The sequence below is a fragment of the Pseudobutyrivibrio xylanivorans DSM 14809 genome (genome assembly GCF_900141825.1).
Taxonomy (GTDB): domain Bacteria; phylum Bacillota; class Clostridia; order Lachnospirales; family Lachnospiraceae; genus Pseudobutyrivibrio; species Pseudobutyrivibrio xylanivorans.
On the sequence record NZ_FQYQ01000001.1, the window covers coordinates 243,182 to 259,366 of the forward strand.

Consider the following 16,185-nt stretch of genomic DNA (forward strand, 5'->3'; position numbering starts at 1 on the left):
AGGAGCTTATGTCTAATAATACTAAAATTAAAATTGAACATATCAGCAAAAAATATGATGTAGAGAACAAAGCTCTTTTATTCACAAAGGGTAACAGTGCCCATGATAATTTCGTAGGCCACGAGACAGATTTCGTATTAAAGGATGTAAATCTTGAAATAAAAGAGGGAGAATTTCACATATTCTTAGGAGCCAGCGGATGTGGAAAAACCACACTTTTAAATATTGTAGCAGGCTTTTTAAATAAGACAGAAGGTTCCGTAAAGCTTGATGACAAAGAAATTTCAGGACCTGGTTCTGAGAGAGGTGTAGTTTTCCAAAATGCTGACTCGGCTATATTCCCATGGCTTACAGTTCAAAAAAATGTGGAGTATGGCCTTAGGATGAGAGGTGTAAAAAAGGAGGAGCGTAAAAAAATTGCATTAGATGCTATCGAGCTTGTAGGGCTAAAAGGACATGAGCATAAATACCCTGATGAACTTTCAGGTGGTATGAAGCAAAGAGTCCAGATTGCCAGAAGTATTGCTGCCAATCCAGAGGTTTTAATTATGGATGAGCCATTTGGAGCTCTTGATGCTCAGACAAGACGAACACTTCAGGACGAGCTTATTAACATTTGGAAAAAGACTGGAAAGACAATTCTTTTTGTTACTCACGATATAGCAGAAGCAGTTTATTTAGGTGAGAATATCAGTATTTTCTCGGTGGCTCCAGATGCAAGTATCGTTGATAAAATTACCGTTCCTTATAAGTATCCAAGAGATGTTAATGATCAAAGAGTAGGGGAGTTTATAAAATACACTACTGAGCAGCTTGAGAATGCTATAAGAGCATCAAAGGCAAAGCACGAAGGCTTACAGAAGGCAGAAAATGAGGAAGAAGCTGTTGAAAATGAAGTAGCAGAGGCTAATTCTGTAGCCGTATAAGGGAAGAGACAGGAGGATAATATTATGGCAAATTTTAAAGATATAAAGGATTATATTTATGAGAATAAGAGCTTGGTTCTTTCTACTGTAGATGAGGCAGGAAACCCACAGCTCAGACATATCGGTGGATACTCTATCGATGGTAAGGACATTGTTTTTCAAACTACAAAAAATACTGATAAGACAAAGGATATTGCTCACAACAATAATGTGGCTCTTTTATTTCAGCATGAGGGACAGCAGGCTCCAAAGAATGTAACCATTTATGGACGTGCATTAGAGCTGGATGAGCTTGATGCAAAGAAGGCAGCCAGCCTTATTAAAGAGAGACGTCCGCAGCTCAATTATGATCCACAGGTAAATGTGATTTTTAAAGTAGAGACGGAATCAGTAAAGGTTCTTGATTTTCAGGCAGACCCAAAGCAGCTAGTAGTTCCAGCAAGCCAGCTGGTATAAGGTGGTGGCATGAAAAAAGTATTGATTGTGAGTGCATTGCCTCAGGAAACAGAATTCATAGACGAATATTTGAGAGACAATACTGACTGGATTAAACAGGATGAGGGAGAATACGTAAATACGATAAAAGATATTTATGTTTATGTGAAGGTCTTAGGCGTAGGAAAAGTCAATGCTGCATTTCAAACAGCAGATGCAATAAATGATGTTAATCCGGACTTAATCGTAAATGTTGGTGTGGCAGGAGGCTTAGCTGATGATTTGGACAGAGGGTCAGTAGCAATTGGTACAGATTATGTGCAGGTAGATATGAGAACATTGATACCTGAAAACAGTCCAGTTATTGATCCTACTCCAAGGTATCTTCTCGAGGGAATAATTCAGGTGGCAAAGGCTAGCGAGATTAGTTTCAGAGCAGGAAGGATTGCAACAGGCGATTTTGTTCTCTATGAGAGAAAAAAGAGAAGAGCTATAAAAAAGGAATTCAAGCCGATTGCATTTGATATGGAAACAGCCGCTGTAGCCCAGGTGGCAACTGCCAAGAAAATCGATTTTATTGGCATTAGAAGTTTTTCTGATATGGCAAATAAAAAGACCATTGGTTTATTAAGTAAGAAAAAGCAGATAGACAGTGCTGAGCTTAAATTAAGACGGGAGATGTTTAAGCTTCCAGCAAAATTAGTTATTGATTATCTGGAACAGGAGGATGGTAAGACAGCATGAAAAGAGATATGACATCTGGAAATGTTACTGTTTCACTGCTGTATTTTATTATTCCCTTGACTCTTGGTAATATTCTGCAACAGCTGTACAACGCGGTGGATACCTATATCGTAGGGAGGTATGTAGGGAGCATGGCGTTGTCAGCTGTTGGCTCTGTAAGTAATCTTATTTTCATTTTTAACGCCATAGTGCTTGGCTTAAAGGCAGGAATCTCAGTAATCTGCTCAGAAAGCTATGGCAGAAGAGATGAAAAGGATTTCAATATCAGCAGAGAAGTAGGTTTTTTACTTATAGTAGCAACAGGAGTCATATGTACTGTAATTGGTATAACAAAGGCTACAAATATCATGGAATTTATAAAGGTTCCGGACGTGATTTTTCAGGATGCATATGGTTATTTAAGAATAATATTGATAGGTTATCCTTTTGTATTTCTCTTTAATTATGGCATTGCAATCACGCAGGCAAGGGGAAATTCTAATATTACTTTTATCGCATTACTTTCAAGCACTATATGTAACATTTTACTTGATTTGGTATTGATTTGTATTTTTGGCTTAGGTGTAAACGGCGCTGCAATTGCTACTATAATTTCGCAGGCTCTTTCAATGATAATCGTATTTACGAATTTGATAGCTACCGTGCCGCGTTCAAAATTTTCTTTTGAAGCTGGTGTGGTATCAGAAAAGCTAAAGGACATTCTCAGAGTTTCATTTCCATCTATTTTGCAGCAGGGAATACTTTCCCTGGGAATCATTTTAGTATCAGCTCTAATAAATCAATGTGGTACAGCGATGATTGCAGGGGTAGCCATTGGTGGAAAAATCGATGGAATAATATCGCTCCCGATTATTACCATTGCAGAGGCGTTGGCTGTATTTACAGCTCAAAATATTGGAGCAGGTAAACCTGAGAGAATAGAAGAAGGCGTAAAGGCAGCAATTAAGCTTTGTGTGATTATGGTAAGTTTCTATTCTGTACTGATTTATTATCAGGGTCGTGAAATAATAAAGCTTTTCTTAGATGAATATGATGAAGCCATCGTTTCCGAGGGAATGAATTATATGGTTTCCATTTTGATAATGATGGTATTTATGATTTTCTTTAGATGTTTTATAGGAGTATATACAGGTAAGAAGGAGATGAAATTTGTCCTATTAGCCTTTACTTTAAATATTATCTGCAGAGTGTCATTTGCCTATGCTACATTTCCAGGATTAGGAAAATGGTCAGTGTATATTGCTAATCCATTAAGTGTATTGGTGGGAGCTATAGTGATTATGAGCGTTTATGGAATACAAAAATATGGAGAGCATTTTCAGGTGAATGCAAAACTGGAAATTAATTAAGTGACAGGAGGATTTAGAAAAGATATCCTAGTTTCTTGATTTACAGATGAAAATAAAAAATACTGACTAGAAAACTAGAGGTTTAAAACAGGTTATAAAACCATGTTTTAAACCTCTTTTTTATATAAACAAACAGTAAAAGGAGGAGAACCATGTCAAGAGCAATAACAAGAGAAGAATTGTACAGGGAAATTGATCTTGGTAACCAGATTTCAAGTGAGGGCATCTATATTAGTCCGGAAGTAATTGCAACACTTGATTTTGAAAATGAAATTCAGGAACAGGTGCGAACATGTTTTGATATGAATCATGAAACCTATACCAAGACAAAGCTGCCAACATCTGTAAGATTATCTAGCAATTTCAGAGTAGGGCTACCTTACAAACACAATTCGAGATTTTCTATTCAGCATGAGAATGGGAAATATTATCTTTTGGAAAAGGGCAATCAGCTTGATGAAATTACATTTGTTGAGAAGCCTAAATTTCACAATTTTAAAACATCAGATGGCATTCCAATGAAGACCATTGCCGCTGATGTTGGAAAATCCAAAATTTCTGTTGCCTACAGTAACGAGTGTGCATTAAAGGATAAGGGATTGGATTGTAAATTCTGCAACATTAACGCTACAAAGAGCCGTTTTGCAGATTTGCAGGGAATATCATGGAAAACACCTGTACAGATTGCGGAAACATATGCAAAGGCAAGAGAAGAAGGATATCAGGCTATTACCATTACAGGTGGATTTATTCCAGAGCGACGTGAGGTAGAGTATTACATCGATGTTGCTGAGGCTATTCAGGATTATACAGGTCTAAAGGAATTTGGAGGTGCAGCTTGTGTTGGTGCTCCAGCAGATTTATCTGTAATAGAGAAATATAAGGAAGCTGGTTACAGTGCAATTTCATCCAACATGGAGGTGTGGGATGAGAACATCTTCAAGACAATTTGCCCTGGCAAGGAACAAATCTGTGGCGGTAGACAAAATTGGATAAATGCCCTAAAGCATGAGGTTGAAGTATTTGGAAGAGGAAATGTTCGCTCATTCTTTGTGGCTGGAATTGAACCTAAATCAACACTACTTGAAGGTATTGAATATTTGACAGAACTTGGTGTTGTAGCAATTCCACTTCATTGGCTGCCTAATCCTGGCTCAGAGCTTGAGGGACATAGAGCTCCAGATCCAGACTGGTATTTAGATTTATATCAAAAGACATACACGCTTCTCAGAAAAAATGGAATCACTCATAGAGATTTATATAGCTCAGTTAATGGAGAAAACAGTATCTTTGATAACTTCTATGATTTGGATGGAGATCATCTTGATATTCCAAGGCACGAGGAGGACAGAGTTCACTTTGTGAATGAAGGCGATACGGTAGAAAATATAGACACCATTAAGGAAATAAAAACAGCATAGGCTGACCAAAAAGACTGGAGGCTTTCTTTTTTGAAAAGAAGGTCTCCTTTTATATTAGGAGGTATGGTATGAAAAAGAATTACTTGAAGAAAATACTTGCAGTGACAATGACTATTGCAGTTAGTGCAGGATTTGCAGGTTGTGGCAACGAAGGTGTGGATACTATTGAGGCAGGTTCTGCTTTGAAAAATGAAGTGAATGAAGAAGCAAGCATTGATGCAGACTCATTTAATATAGATGATGTGGGCGAAATTACACTTAGGGTTGGAGTGTGCTCAGGAGATCCTAATCAATATCTAAAAGTTTTAGATAATCATACTAATTTCTTAAAAGACAGGGGGATTAATTTAGAGACTACTGAATTTGCAGCAGGAATAAATACTATTGATGCTATTACAATTGACCAGCTGGATATAGGTAATTTTGCAGATTATGCGGGTATTAATAGAATTGGTAATACATTGGCTGAAACAGATTTAAGAGCTTTTACTATGACAGGTATCAATAAAACTTCCGTTTTGTATGTCAATCCTGAGCACATAAAAACAGCCAAAGATTTAGAGGGGGCAGTTCTTATTTCACATGCAGGTGTAGTCGTTGAATACGATTATGGTAAATTGGCTGAGACATATGATTTGGATCCAGACAAACTGGAATATACAAATGTATCGAGTTCTCAGGAGGCACTTGCTCTTGCAACATCAAATTCAGGTGATGCTTATTGGGCTGGGAAACAGGTTCAACCAAAATTTGAAGAGGCTGGTTGGGTACCATTCACAAGCATAGTGGATGTAGGGGCTCCAATGTATTGCTTCCTTGTAGCAAATAATAAGTTCCTTGAGGAGCATAAGGCAGAGGTGGCAAAATATTTGGCAGTCAGTGAAGAAGGATTTGCATATATAACAGAACATTTAGATGAATTTGCAGGATGGGTAGAGGCAGACCTTGGTCTTAGAAAGGACTTGGTAATCTCGGGATGGCAGGAAAGCACCCATGATTATGGATTTCCTCAGGAGGCATATGAGGATTTGTACAGTGTTGAAGAATGGTGCTACAAAAATGGGAATTTCCCAACACAGTACGACCCAGCAGATTTCATCAACACCGATGCGCTAGCTTTATATAAGCCAGATGCTGTTACCTGGGAGAGAAAATAGCAACAGGAGGATGTAGGAATAGGTTATTCAACTATAGTTGCAACTATACTTCTATGGAGTTATAATAATTATACTTCCAAAGAAGTATAGGAGTGAAAATGAATAAGATTACTTTATATCATGGCTCGGATAAAATTATATCTGAGCCTAAAATTAATTTAGGGAAAAAATATAATGATTATGGTCAGGGATTATATTGCACTAGACATTTAGAGCTTGCAAAAGAATGGGCAGTAGATGAAGGAAGAGATGGTTTTGTAAACATCTATGAACTAGATATAAAGGGGCTGAAAGTACTAGATCTTAATAGTGAAGATTATAGTATTTTACATTGGCTTACAGTTCTACTAGAGCATAGAGTTTTAAATGTCAATGCCCCTGTCGCCATAGAAGGAATGGAATATTTGAAGAGGCATTACCATATATCTCTGGATGATTATGATGTAGTTTTGGGATATAGGGCTGATGATTCTTATTTTTCATTTGCTAGGGCTTTCATATCAAATTCTATAAGCATAGCTCAGCTTGAAAAGGCAATGTATCTTGGAAATTTAGGTACTCAGTATTTTATTAAAAGCAAAAATGCATTCTCAAAATTGAATTTTATTGAGGCATTGCCAGTGGATAGTACTGAATTTTTTTCTAAAAAAAATCAAAGAGATACTAAAGCTAGAGCTGATTATGAAAAAATAACTAATGCTATGGACAGAGATGGAGTTTATATTTTGGATTTGATAAGAAAGGAGAAGTAAGATGGCACATCCTTATAATAAAATGTATTTATCAGATGCTATGGAAAATCTTGCAGATGCCTTTGATACAGCAGCAAGCATTTATAAGTTTCAGCTTGATTACTTTTTAAAGCTTTTTATTATCTCGGGAATTGCTGCTCAGTTTGAAGTAGGTAATCCTAAATTTGTTTCTGGAAAGTCTGGTGCAGAATTAGTTGCTGATGTTGTATCTAAAACAAATGCATCAAAGGTTATTATTCCTAAGCCGATTTATAAAGAACCTACAGAAGAGTACTGGACTGGCTGGGTATTAGCTTACTATCAGTGGCGTTCAAACAAAAGATTCAGGGACATTCAAAAGCTAATAACTATGGAAGAACTAAAGGCAAAATATCATCCTTTCCATGAAATGGATGAAGAAAAAATAGTAGATTATATTGATATGAAAAGAGATAATTCTGCTACAGTAAGACGACTTCAGGCATACAGAAAGGCTTTGGGATTGTCTCAGAGTCAATTGGCTAAGGAATCAGGTATTAATCTTAGGACTCTTCAGCAATATGAGATAGGGGCAAAAGAATTGAATAAAGCCTCTGCTTCTACGGTATTAGCCCTTACAAAAACACTTAAATGTGATATTGAGGATTTAATATAGCCCAGATAACAGTTGAATAATGATTGAAATAACCATAACTTTGGTCAGCTATAGATTTGATTTATAGCTGGCCATTGTTTTTTTTGAATACTCAATAGGCGTGAAAGTATTGAATTTATGAGTAGTGTTCTGTTATTATCCTAGCAACCTAGTAGGCGAATATGTTTAACACCAAGGAGGAAAAGGTATGAAAAAGAACAAAATTTTATCACTTGCAATTGTAGCAGCACTTTCAACATCGCTTATAGCTTGCGGAAACAGCAGTAGCAATGGTTCATCAGTAGCTGAGGGTTCAGATGAGATAAAGGCAGCAAATTCGGGAGAGGTTATCGAACTTACAAATGTATCTTATGATCCAACTAGAGAATTGTATGCAGCATACAATGAAGTGTTTGCGAAGCACTATCAGGATGAGTTTGGACAGACAGTAGAGATTACCCAGTCACACGGTGGTTCTGGTAAGCAGGCACTTGAGGTTGCTAATGGACTTGAAGCAGATGTGGTAACACTTGCACTTGAGGGTGATGTGCAGGTTGTTGCAGATGCAGGTCTTATTGATGATGGATTTACATCAGAGTACGAATTAGATAGCTCACCATACACATCAACAATCGTATTTTTAGTTCGTTCAGGAAATCCAAAAAAGATTTATGACTGGAACGATTTAATCAGAGAAGATGTCGGTGTAATCACACCAAACCCTAAGACATCAGGTGGTGCTATGTGGAACTATCTTGCAGCTTGGTATTACTTCGAGCAGCAGGGACAGAATGATTCAGAAATTCTTGATTCAATCAAGCAGCTTTATGCAAACGTAGTTGTACTTGATTCTGGTGCAAGAGGAGCTACAACATCATTTGTTGAAAACAAGCAGGGTGATGTACTTATTGCTTGGGAGAATGAAGCATTCCTTTCACTTAAGGAATACCCAGGAGAGTATGAAATTGTGGTTCCTTCAGTTTCAATTCTTTGCCAGCCAACAGTAGCTGTAGTAGATGAGGTTGCTAAAAAGCACGGTACAGCAGATGTAGCTAAGGAATACTTAGGATATTTGTATTCAGATGAAGCTCAGGAAATTGAGGCACAGAACTTCTACAGACCTAGCACAAAGTCAATCTATGACAAGTATGTATTTACAGCTGATTCAAACACAATCACAGAAATTCCAGCTGATGGAAAGTGGATTAATGACAACGTAAATCTTACAGATATCAATCATTTCGGTGGCTGGGCACAGGCCAGAGCAGATCACTTTGCTGATGGTGCAAACTTTGACAGTATTTACGAGCAATAAGATTATTTCTTGGAATGGGGCAACCCATTCCAAGGTTTTTCAGAGAGGATTATGACTATGAATAAAAGAAGAAGTATAATACCAGGCTTTGGAATTTCAATGGGAATAACAATTACGATACTAAGTATCATTGTGTTGATTCCCCTTTGTTCTCTTGTAGTCTTTTCTGCAAAATTAAGTTTTTCAGAATTCGTATATACGGTGACAAGACCAAGAATTCTTTCAGGATATTTTGTATCTATCTCCACAGCCTTTGTTGCTTCACTTATCAATGTGGTAATGGGTCTTATCCTGGCTTGGATATTAGTAAGATATGACTTCAAAGGAAAGAGATTTATAGATGGAATCATAGAGCTTCCATTTGCTCTGCCAACAGCAGTTGCAGGTATTTCACTTACACATCTGACCACTACAAACGGATGGGTGGGACAGATTTTCTACAATCTTTTTGGAATCAGAATAGCTTACACAAGAATTGGTATTACAGTAGCCCTTGTCTTTATTGGCATCCCATTCGTAGTACGAAGCGTGCAGCCAGTTTTGGAAAAAATAGATATTCAGTACGAGGAGGCTGCTTTTATTTTAGGCGCTGATGCCAAGACTACCTTTAGAAAAGTAATCTTTCCGGAAATATTACCGGCGATTATTTCAGGTTTTACTTTAGCATTTGCCAGATCAATCGGTGAGTATGGAAGCGTAGTTTTCATCGCCGGAAACACTCCATACGAAACAGAGATTGCACCACTACTTATCATGTCAGAGCTACAGGAATACGATTACTCAGCGGCAACCTCCATCGCTCTTGTAATGCTTGGTATAGCCATTGTTATTTTGTCAGTAAATGCACTGGCACAAAGCATTGTTTCAAAGAGAGTTAATGGAAAAGCATAGGAGAAGAGATTATGAATCTAAGAAGAGAGAATAAGGTTTTAAAATATGTTCTAATCACAATCAGTTTTATTTTCCTGGGAGTGTTTCTTATACTTCCTCTCATTTATATCGTAATTACGGCATTAAAAGATGGTATTTCCGGATATATAAATGCAGTTACAGATGAATATGCTATCAAGGCAGCTCTTTTGACAATTGAGGCAACCGTATTTGCGGTTATTGTAAATACGATATTTGGAATTGCTGCAGCATGGCTTATTACAAAGTATGCATTTAAGGGCAAAAAGCTATTATCTACTTTTATAGATTTGCCGGTTACAGTTTCACCAATTATAGCAGGTCTTATTTATGTACTTACCTTTGGACGACAGAGCAGTCTATATCCAATTTTAGATTCCTATGGAATTCAAATTATATTTGCTGTTCCGGGAATCGTTTTAGCTACGATCTTTGTCACATTTCCATTTATTTCAAGAGAGCTTATACCAGTGCTTACAGCTCAAGGAACGGATGAAGAAGAGGCAGCATCAATTATGGGCGCTGGCACCTTTACCATTTTTAGAAAGGTAACATTTCCACATATCAAATGGGCTTTGCTTTATGGAATAGTGCTTTGTACAGCAAGAGCCATGGGAGAATTTGGCGCTGTATCAGTTTTATCAGGACATCTTAGAGGCAAGACAAACACATTGCCACTTTATATAGAGCTTTTGTATCAGGGCTATGATTTCACAGGGGCATTTGCAGCATCTTCTATTTTGGTAGTGCTGGCAATTGTAGTTTTAATACTGAGACTGGTAATTGAAAAACGCGGACAAAAGGAACTTGATTTAAATAAGTAGAAGGGGTGAAAAATATGGCTTACGTTGAGCTTCATAATATTAATAAGCACTTTAAAAAATTTCATGCATCTAAGGACATTAATATTTCCATTGAAAAGGGAAAGCTCGTGGCATTGCTTGGACCATCTGGAAGTGGCAAAACTACAATTCTTAGAATGATTGCAGGCTTGGAACAACCTGATTCTGGAGAGATTATTATCGATGGCAAGGTGGTAAATAATGTACCTGGAAGCGAAAGAGGGATAGGATTCGTATTTCAGAATTATGCACTTTTTAGATATATGACAGTTTACGACAATATTGCCTTTGGTCTTAGAGTTAAAAAGATACCAGAAGATCAGATAAAGGAACGTGTTACAGAGCTATTAAATCTAATTAACTGCCAGGGACTGGAAAAAAGATTTCCTAGTCAGCTGTCAGGAGGACAAAGACAAAGGGTGGCTTTTGCTAGAGCTCTTGCTCCAAATCCAAAGATTTTGCTTTTGGACGAGCCTTTTGCAGCTATTGATGCAAAGGTTAGATTAGAGCTTAGAACCTGGCTTAGAGAGATGATTACAAAGCTAAATATTACAAGTGTTTTTGTTACTCACGATCAGGATGAGGCCATCGAGGTGGCAGACGAAATCATCGTAACAAATCAGGGCAGAGTGGAGCAGTCCGGCACTCCTCAGGAGCTTTATAAGAATCCGCTTACTCCATTTGTTGCACAGTTTATAGGAAATTCTGTAGCTGTAGAAAACTATCAGGAGTTTAGATATTTCAACAGAAAGGGAGAGGGTACAAAGGCATATATTCGTCCTGAGTTTGTAAGCGTATTTAAGAAGGGCGAAAGCGTTCAGTTTGCAAATTCTGCTGAGGAAGCTGTTGTTGAAGATATTATCTTTAGAGGCAGCAGTCTTGAAATAAAGGCGAGACTTCACGGTAATCTGATATCTGCAAGCAGAAGTATAAACGAGCCTGAAATCAAGGTTGGAGAGACTGTTGATTTGTTTATTTACCGACTTTATATCGTGTCAGAGGATGAGGTATTCCTGGCAACTAACAGCTCACTTGCAGAAGAAGATGTTGTAATTTAAGGATGTTTGAATGAAAGAATTGATACAGGTAGAAAAATTAAATACAGATATTTTGATAATTGGCGGCGGTACAGCAGGCTGCTACGCTGCATATACATTTGGCCAAAGCGGAAAGCACAAGGTCCTTGTGGCTGAAAAGGCAAACATTAAAAGAAGCGGATGCCTTGCTGCCGGTGTAAACGCCATAAATGCATATATTACAGAGGGAAGAGTTCCTCAGGATTATGTGGATTATTGTAAGAAGGATGCAAAGGGAATCGTAAGAGAGGATTTGCTTTTATCCATATCTGAAAATCTAAATGAGGTAACACATAAGCTTGAAGAAAACGGGCTGGTTATCTTAAAGGATGAAAATGGTAAATATGTTACCAGAGGAAACAGAAATATAAAGATAAATGGAGAAAACATAAAGCCTATTTTAGCTAAGATGGCAGAGGCTCAGGACAATGTTTCAATCATTAATCATATTAATATTACAGATCTTTTGGTAAAGGATAATAAGGTATTTGGAGCTGTTGGGTTTGATGTAAATAGTCAAAAGGCCTACGTGATAATAGCAAAGGCGGTGCTTATTGCAACAGGCGGAGCAGCAGGTCTTTATCGACCAAATAACCCGGGTTTTTCAAGACATAAAATGTGGTATCCACCTTTTAATACCGGAGCAGGCTATGCTATGGGAATCAATGCAGGAGCAGAGATGACCACTCTTGAAATGAGATTTATCGCACTTCGATGCAAGGATACAATTGCTCCTACAGGAACCATAGCTCAGGGTGTGAGAGCAAAGCAGATGAATGGCAAAGGCGAAATTTATGAGACAAAGTACGGCGTTGCCACCTGCGAAAGAGTTTATGGCACTACTGAGGAAAACAGACTTGGAAATGGGCCCTGTTATCTAAAGACAGATGAGATTTCAAAGGAGCAGGAGGACGAGCTTTACAAAGCCTATCTGAACATGGCACCATCCCAGACACTAAAGTGGCTAGAGGGCGGTCAGGGACCAGCTAAACAGAATGTGGAGATAGAAGGCACAGAGCCATATATAGTAGGCGGTCACACAGCCAGTGGATTCTGGGTGGACAATAACAGAGCCACTACCGTAAAAGGCTTGTATGCTGCTGGAGATGTGGCAGGAGGTGCCCCACAGAAATACGTAACGGGAGCTCTAGTAGAGGGAAAGCTTGCCGCACTTGGAATTGAAGAATTTTTGGCAGAAGGTCAGGAGGCATATTCTGATGATAGCTGGGAGACCATAGTTTCTCAGTATGAAAAATTCTTAAATAATGAGGAAGGAAATATTACCATAGAGCAGCTGGAAGAGAGCATGCAAAAAATCATGGATGAGTATGCCGGTGGAATCAACAAGGCTTATCAGTTTAATGAGACAGGACTAAAGCATGCAAAAGAAAAGATCTCTGGCTTGTTTGACGTTCTTGAGACCTTGAAGGCTTCTGATACAGATGAGTTATTACAAATCTACGAAATCAAAGAAAGATTAACAGTGTGCCTTTCTCTTATAGAGCATTTAAAGGCCAGAAAAGAAACACGTTGGCACAGCTTTGCAGAAAACAAAAATTATCCGGACGAGGATAAGGATTTTGAGGTCTATATTAATTCAATCAAAGAGGACAACCAGATAAAAATAATAAAAAGACCACTTGTTGTAGATGATTACAAACCAGTGATTTTTGCCTTTGATGGCAACAAACTGGTAGATGCAGGAGGTGAGGTTTAATGAGTATTAGAATTAACGCCTTGTCCTGCATAGGTTGTAAAAGATGCGCAGAGGTATGTCCAGGAAATCTTATAAAGATAGTAAATAACAGAGCTGTAATCAAAAGAGAAAAGGACTGCTGGGGATGTACTTCCTGTCTAAAGGAATGCAAGACTGGTGCTATCGAGTTTTTCCTAGGAGCTGATATAGGAGGAAAGGGTTCCATTCTTTCTGTTGAAGAAAAAGGAGATTTAAGAACCTGGATTGTAAAAAGACCCGATGGCAGCAGTGAAACAATTACCGTAAATACGAAGGAATCTAACAAATACTAGAGAGGAATGCTATGAGTAAATTGACACATCTTGATGAGCTGGAAGCTGAGGCAATATACATAATCCGTGAGGTTGCCGCAGAATGCGAAAAGCCAGTTATGCTTTATTCTATTGGAAAGGATAGCTCGGTAATGCTTCACCTTGCATTAAAGGCATTTTACCCTGAAAAGCCACCATTTCCATTTTTACATGTAAATACCACATGGAAGTTTAGAGAAATGATTGAGTTTCGTGACGCAGTTGCAGAAAAATATGGACTGACAATGCTTGAATATGTAAACGAGGAAGGTGTTGCTCAGGGAATCAATCCATTTGATCACGGCAGTGCCTATACAGATATTATGAAGACTCAGGCACTAAAGCAGGCTCTTGATAAGTACGGTTTTACAGCTGCCTTTGGTGGAGGCCGACGAGATGAGGAAAAATCCAGAGCAAAAGAGAGAATCTTTTCATTTAGAAATTCTGCTCATGCATGGGACCCAAAGAATCAGCGCCCAGAGATGTGGAAGCTTTTTAATACAAAGCTTTTCAAAGGTGAAGAAGTAAGAGTATTCCCACTTTCAAATTGGACTGAAAAAGACATTTGGCAGTACATCAAAAGAGAAAATATCGAAATTCCATCTCTTTATTTTGCAAAGGAAAGACCTGTTGTTTACAGGGATGGAAATATCATCATGGTGGATGATGAAAGAATGGAAAAGAGACTTCCTCCTGGTGAGGAGGTTGTAAATAAAAAGGTGCGTTTTAGAACTCTGGGCTGCTATCCACTTACAGGCGGTGTGGAGTCGGATGCTGACACTTTGGATGAAATCATAGAGGAGACACTAAGTGCCGTTTCCAGCGAGCGAACAACACGAGTTATCGACAACGAGGCAGCAGGCTCGATGGAACGTAGAAAAAGGGAGGGATATTTCTAATGCAGTTACTTAAATTTATTACATGCGGAAGTGTGGACGACGGAAAATCTACTCTCATTGGACACATTCTTTATGATTCAAAGCTTCTTTATGCAGATCAGGAAAAGGCACTGGAGCTTGATTCAAAGGTAGGTAGTAGAGGCGGTGCTATTGATTATTCCCTACTTTTAGATGGACTTATGGCAGAACGAGAGCAGGGCATCACAATCGATGTGGCCTACAGATATTTTACTACTGACAATCGTAGTTTTATCGTTGCAGATACACCAGGTCACGAAGAATACACTAGAAACATGGCTGTGGGAGCATCTTTTGCAGACCTTGCAGTTATTCTTATAGATGCAAAGCAGGGTGTACTGGTGCAGACAAGAAGACATGCAAGAATCTGCTCTCTTATGGGAATTAAGTACTTCGTATTTGCGATAAATAAAATGGACCTTGTGCGTTATAGCAAGGAGCGTTTTGATGAGATTACCGAGCAGATTGAAGAGCTGGTAAATGAATTAAAGCTTGAAAACCATGTAGTTATTCCTGTATCAGCCACAGAAGGCGATAATGTTACAAAGCGTTCAGAAAACATCGACTGGTATGAGGGTCCAGTTTTGCTTGAATATCTTGAGCAGGTGGACGTGGCATCTGAAAAGGAAGAGAAGGGATTTTACATGCCAGTACAGCGTGTATGCCGACCTAATCATACCTTTAGAGGATTCCAGGGGCAGATTGAAGCAGGTGTGGTTCATGTGGGAGATGAGCTTACCATTCTTCCAAGTGGAGAAAAGGCTAATGTTAAAAGCATTCATGTACTTGATAAAGAAGTGGATGAGGCATCTATTGGAAGACCTGTCACCATTCAGCTTAATCGAGAGGTGGATGTATCAAGAGGCTGTGTTCTTTCATCAAATGTTGAAATAGGCGTTACATCATCAATTGAGGCTACACTTCTTTGGATGGATGATGAGAAGCTTGAGACAGGAAAGAACTTCTTTGTAAAGCTTGGAACAAAGCTTATTCCTGGTGTTGTTACAAATATCAGAAATACAATTGATGTAAATACAGGAGAGAAGAAGGAAGCTACCTCATTAGATAAAAATGAGATTGCCGTATGTGAGCTGCAGCTTGCAGACAGCATCGTGGTAGACACCTTTGCAAAGCACAAAACACTTGGTGAGCTTATTCTTATTGATAGAATCACAAATATGACTTCTGCCTGTGGTGTAGTAAACCAGGTATATAAGGAAGAGGCGGGAATTTCTGCCACAGTTATAGATAGAGAAGTGAGAAGCAACTGGAAGGGACAAAGAGCCATTACAGTAGAGCTTAGCGAAAGCAGACTAGTTAATCTTGAGTTTGTACAGAAGCTGGAAAAAGAGCTTAGCAACAGAGGACGACATACATATCTTTACGCACCGGAAAGCAACCATGGAATAAAGGGTGTTGTAAAGCATCTTAATGATGCAGGTATTGTGGTGCTGCTTTTTGCAAAAAAGGATTTGGATACCTCTGTATTTAAATCTACAAGAGGATATATCAGTGATTGGATCACAGATGAAATCACTTCAGTGACAGATGCATCAGATTATATTTACAAAGCATCAGCAATAAGTGGTGAAACAGCTACAGTTGGAGATTATATTTAAGAAGAATTTTGCGCAGACAGAGCCAGCTATCAATTAATTTGATAGCTGGCTCTAATTATCTTTA

The 16,185-nt window shown here is 38.4% G+C and carries 16 protein-coding genes; all 16 read left to right on the forward strand.

Going from position 1 to position 16,185, the window contains the following annotated elements:
* The first annotated feature begins 8 nt into the window (after nt 1–8).
* The 16 genes from BUA88_RS01075 to BUA88_RS01150 all read left to right on the forward strand — a co-directional run bounded on the left by BUA88_RS01075 (nt 9) and on the right by BUA88_RS01150 (nt 16,121).
* Nucleotides 9–926, forward strand: coding sequence for an ABC transporter ATP-binding protein (locus BUA88_RS01075; protein WP_072911202.1), 918 nt, complete (start codon nt 9–11; stop codon nt 924–926).
* Between the two features lie 24 nt (nt 927–950).
* Nucleotides 951–1,382, forward strand: coding sequence for a pyridoxamine 5'-phosphate oxidase family protein (locus tag BUA88_RS01080; RefSeq protein ID WP_083572336.1), 432 nt, complete (start codon nt 951–953; stop codon nt 1,380–1,382).
* A gap of 9 nt (nt 1,383–1,391) precedes the next feature.
* The gene (locus BUA88_RS01085) at nt 1,392–2,105 is read left to right on the forward strand and encodes a 5'-methylthioadenosine/S-adenosylhomocysteine nucleosidase (protein ID WP_072911207.1); all 714 of its coding nucleotides are present in this window, start codon (nt 1,392–1,394) and stop codon (nt 2,103–2,105) included.
* Entirely contained in the window at nt 2,102–3,454 is a 1,353-nt protein-coding gene (locus BUA88_RS01090) for an MATE family efflux transporter (RefSeq protein WP_072911210.1), read from the forward strand. Before BUA88_RS01085 ends, BUA88_RS01090 begins: the two co-directional genes overlap by 4 nt.
* 152 nt (nt 3,455–3,606) lie before the next feature.
* The gene (locus BUA88_RS01095) at nt 3,607–4,875 is read left to right on the forward strand and encodes a radical SAM protein (RefSeq protein ID WP_072911213.1); all 1,269 of its coding nucleotides are present in this window, start codon (nt 3,607–3,609) and stop codon (nt 4,873–4,875) included.
* A 68-nt stretch (nt 4,876–4,943) separates the two neighbouring features.
* A complete protein-coding gene (locus tag BUA88_RS01100) occupies nt 4,944–6,032 on the forward strand; it encodes an ABC transporter substrate-binding protein (protein ID WP_072911216.1) in 1,089 nt (362 codons plus the stop codon).
* 98 nt (nt 6,033–6,130) lie between these two features.
* Nucleotides 6,131–6,784 carry a DUF3990 domain-containing protein gene (locus BUA88_RS01105; protein ID WP_072911219.1) on the forward strand — a complete coding sequence of 218 codons (654 nt, stop codon included), beginning with the start codon at nt 6,131–6,133 and terminating at the stop codon, nt 6,782–6,784.
* Between the two features lies 1 nt (nt 6,785).
* Nucleotides 6,786–7,418: a helix-turn-helix domain-containing protein gene (locus BUA88_RS01110; RefSeq protein WP_072911222.1), complete on the forward strand. Its 633-nt coding sequence runs from the start codon at nt 6,786–6,788 to the stop codon at nt 7,416–7,418.
* A 187-nt stretch (nt 7,419–7,605) separates the two neighbouring features.
* Nucleotides 7,606–8,712 carry a sulfate ABC transporter substrate-binding protein gene (locus BUA88_RS01115; RefSeq protein WP_072911225.1) on the forward strand — a complete coding sequence of 369 codons (1,107 nt, stop codon included), beginning with the start codon at nt 7,606–7,608 and terminating at the stop codon, nt 8,710–8,712.
* 57 nt (nt 8,713–8,769) lie between these two features.
* A complete protein-coding gene (cysT, locus tag BUA88_RS01120; RefSeq protein ID WP_200798832.1) occupies nt 8,770–9,603 on the forward strand; it encodes a sulfate ABC transporter permease subunit CysT in 834 nt (277 codons plus the stop codon).
* A gap of 11 nt (nt 9,604–9,614) precedes the next feature.
* Nucleotides 9,615–10,445: a sulfate ABC transporter permease subunit CysW gene (cysW, locus tag BUA88_RS01125; protein ID WP_072911231.1), complete on the forward strand. Its 831-nt coding sequence runs from the start codon at nt 9,615–9,617 to the stop codon at nt 10,443–10,445.
* A gap of 14 nt (nt 10,446–10,459) precedes the next feature.
* On the forward strand, nt 10,460–11,521 hold the full coding sequence (locus BUA88_RS01130) for a sulfate/molybdate ABC transporter ATP-binding protein (protein ID WP_072911234.1): 1,062 nt from the start codon (nt 10,460–10,462) through the stop codon (nt 11,519–11,521).
* Between the two features lie 10 nt (nt 11,522–11,531).
* Nucleotides 11,532–13,256 (forward strand): adenylyl-sulfate reductase subunit alpha, encoded by a 1,725-nt coding sequence (locus tag BUA88_RS01135; RefSeq protein WP_072911237.1) that lies wholly within the window; start codon nt 11,532–11,534, stop codon nt 13,254–13,256.
* On the forward strand, nt 13,256–13,567 hold the full coding sequence (locus BUA88_RS01140) for a 4Fe-4S dicluster domain-containing protein (RefSeq protein ID WP_072911240.1): 312 nt from the start codon (nt 13,256–13,258) through the stop codon (nt 13,565–13,567). Before BUA88_RS01135 ends, BUA88_RS01140 begins: the two co-directional genes overlap by 1 nt.
* Before the next feature lie 11 nt (nt 13,568–13,578).
* On the forward strand, nt 13,579–14,484 hold the full coding sequence (gene cysD, locus BUA88_RS01145) for a sulfate adenylyltransferase subunit CysD (RefSeq protein WP_072911243.1): 906 nt from the start codon (nt 13,579–13,581) through the stop codon (nt 14,482–14,484).
* Entirely contained in the window at nt 14,484–16,121 is a 1,638-nt protein-coding gene (locus tag BUA88_RS01150; protein WP_072911246.1) for a sulfate adenylyltransferase subunit 1, read from the forward strand. The genes cysD and BUA88_RS01150 overlap by 1 nt, the downstream gene beginning before the upstream one ends.
* Nucleotides 16,122–16,185 lie beyond the last annotated feature (64 nt).

Bases quoted from the DNA above. Each gene is read 5' to 3' on its own strand.
- BUA88_RS01115 (WP_072911225.1), top strand. From the start codon at position 7,606: ATGAAAAAGAACAAAATTTTATCACTTGCAATTGTAGCAGCACTTTCA.
- BUA88_RS01080 (WP_083572336.1), top strand. From the start codon at position 951: ATGGCAAATTTTAAAGATATAAAGGATTATATTTATGAGAATAAGAGC.
- BUA88_RS01100 (WP_072911216.1), top strand. From the start codon at position 4,944: ATGAAAAAGAATTACTTGAAGAAAATACTTGCAGTGACAATGACTATT.
- BUA88_RS01110 (WP_072911222.1), top strand. From the start codon at position 6,786: ATGGCACATCCTTATAATAAAATGTATTTATCAGATGCTATGGAAAAT.
- cysD (WP_072911243.1), top strand. From the start codon at position 13,579: ATGAGTAAATTGACACATCTTGATGAGCTGGAAGCTGAGGCAATATAC.
- BUA88_RS01150 (WP_072911246.1), top strand. From the start codon at position 14,484: ATGCAGTTACTTAAATTTATTACATGCGGAAGTGTGGACGACGGAAAA.
- BUA88_RS01085 (WP_072911207.1), top strand. From the start codon at position 1,392: ATGAAAAAAGTATTGATTGTGAGTGCATTGCCTCAGGAAACAGAATTC.
- BUA88_RS01135 (WP_072911237.1), top strand. From the start codon at position 11,532: ATGAAAGAATTGATACAGGTAGAAAAATTAAATACAGATATTTTGATA.
- BUA88_RS01090 (WP_072911210.1), top strand. From the start codon at position 2,102: ATGAAAAGAGATATGACATCTGGAAATGTTACTGTTTCACTGCTGTAT.
- BUA88_RS01095 (WP_072911213.1), top strand. From the start codon at position 3,607: ATGTCAAGAGCAATAACAAGAGAAGAATTGTACAGGGAAATTGATCTT.
- BUA88_RS01130 (WP_072911234.1), top strand. From the start codon at position 10,460: ATGGCTTACGTTGAGCTTCATAATATTAATAAGCACTTTAAAAAATTT.
- BUA88_RS01075 (WP_072911202.1), top strand. From the start codon at position 9: ATGTCTAATAATACTAAAATTAAAATTGAACATATCAGCAAAAAATAT.
- BUA88_RS01105 (WP_072911219.1), top strand. From the start codon at position 6,131: ATGAATAAGATTACTTTATATCATGGCTCGGATAAAATTATATCTGAG.
- BUA88_RS01140 (WP_072911240.1), top strand. From the start codon at position 13,256: ATGAGTATTAGAATTAACGCCTTGTCCTGCATAGGTTGTAAAAGATGC.
- cysW (WP_072911231.1), top strand. From the start codon at position 9,615: ATGAATCTAAGAAGAGAGAATAAGGTTTTAAAATATGTTCTAATCACA.
- cysT (WP_200798832.1), top strand. From the start codon at position 8,770: ATGAATAAAAGAAGAAGTATAATACCAGGCTTTGGAATTTCAATGGGA.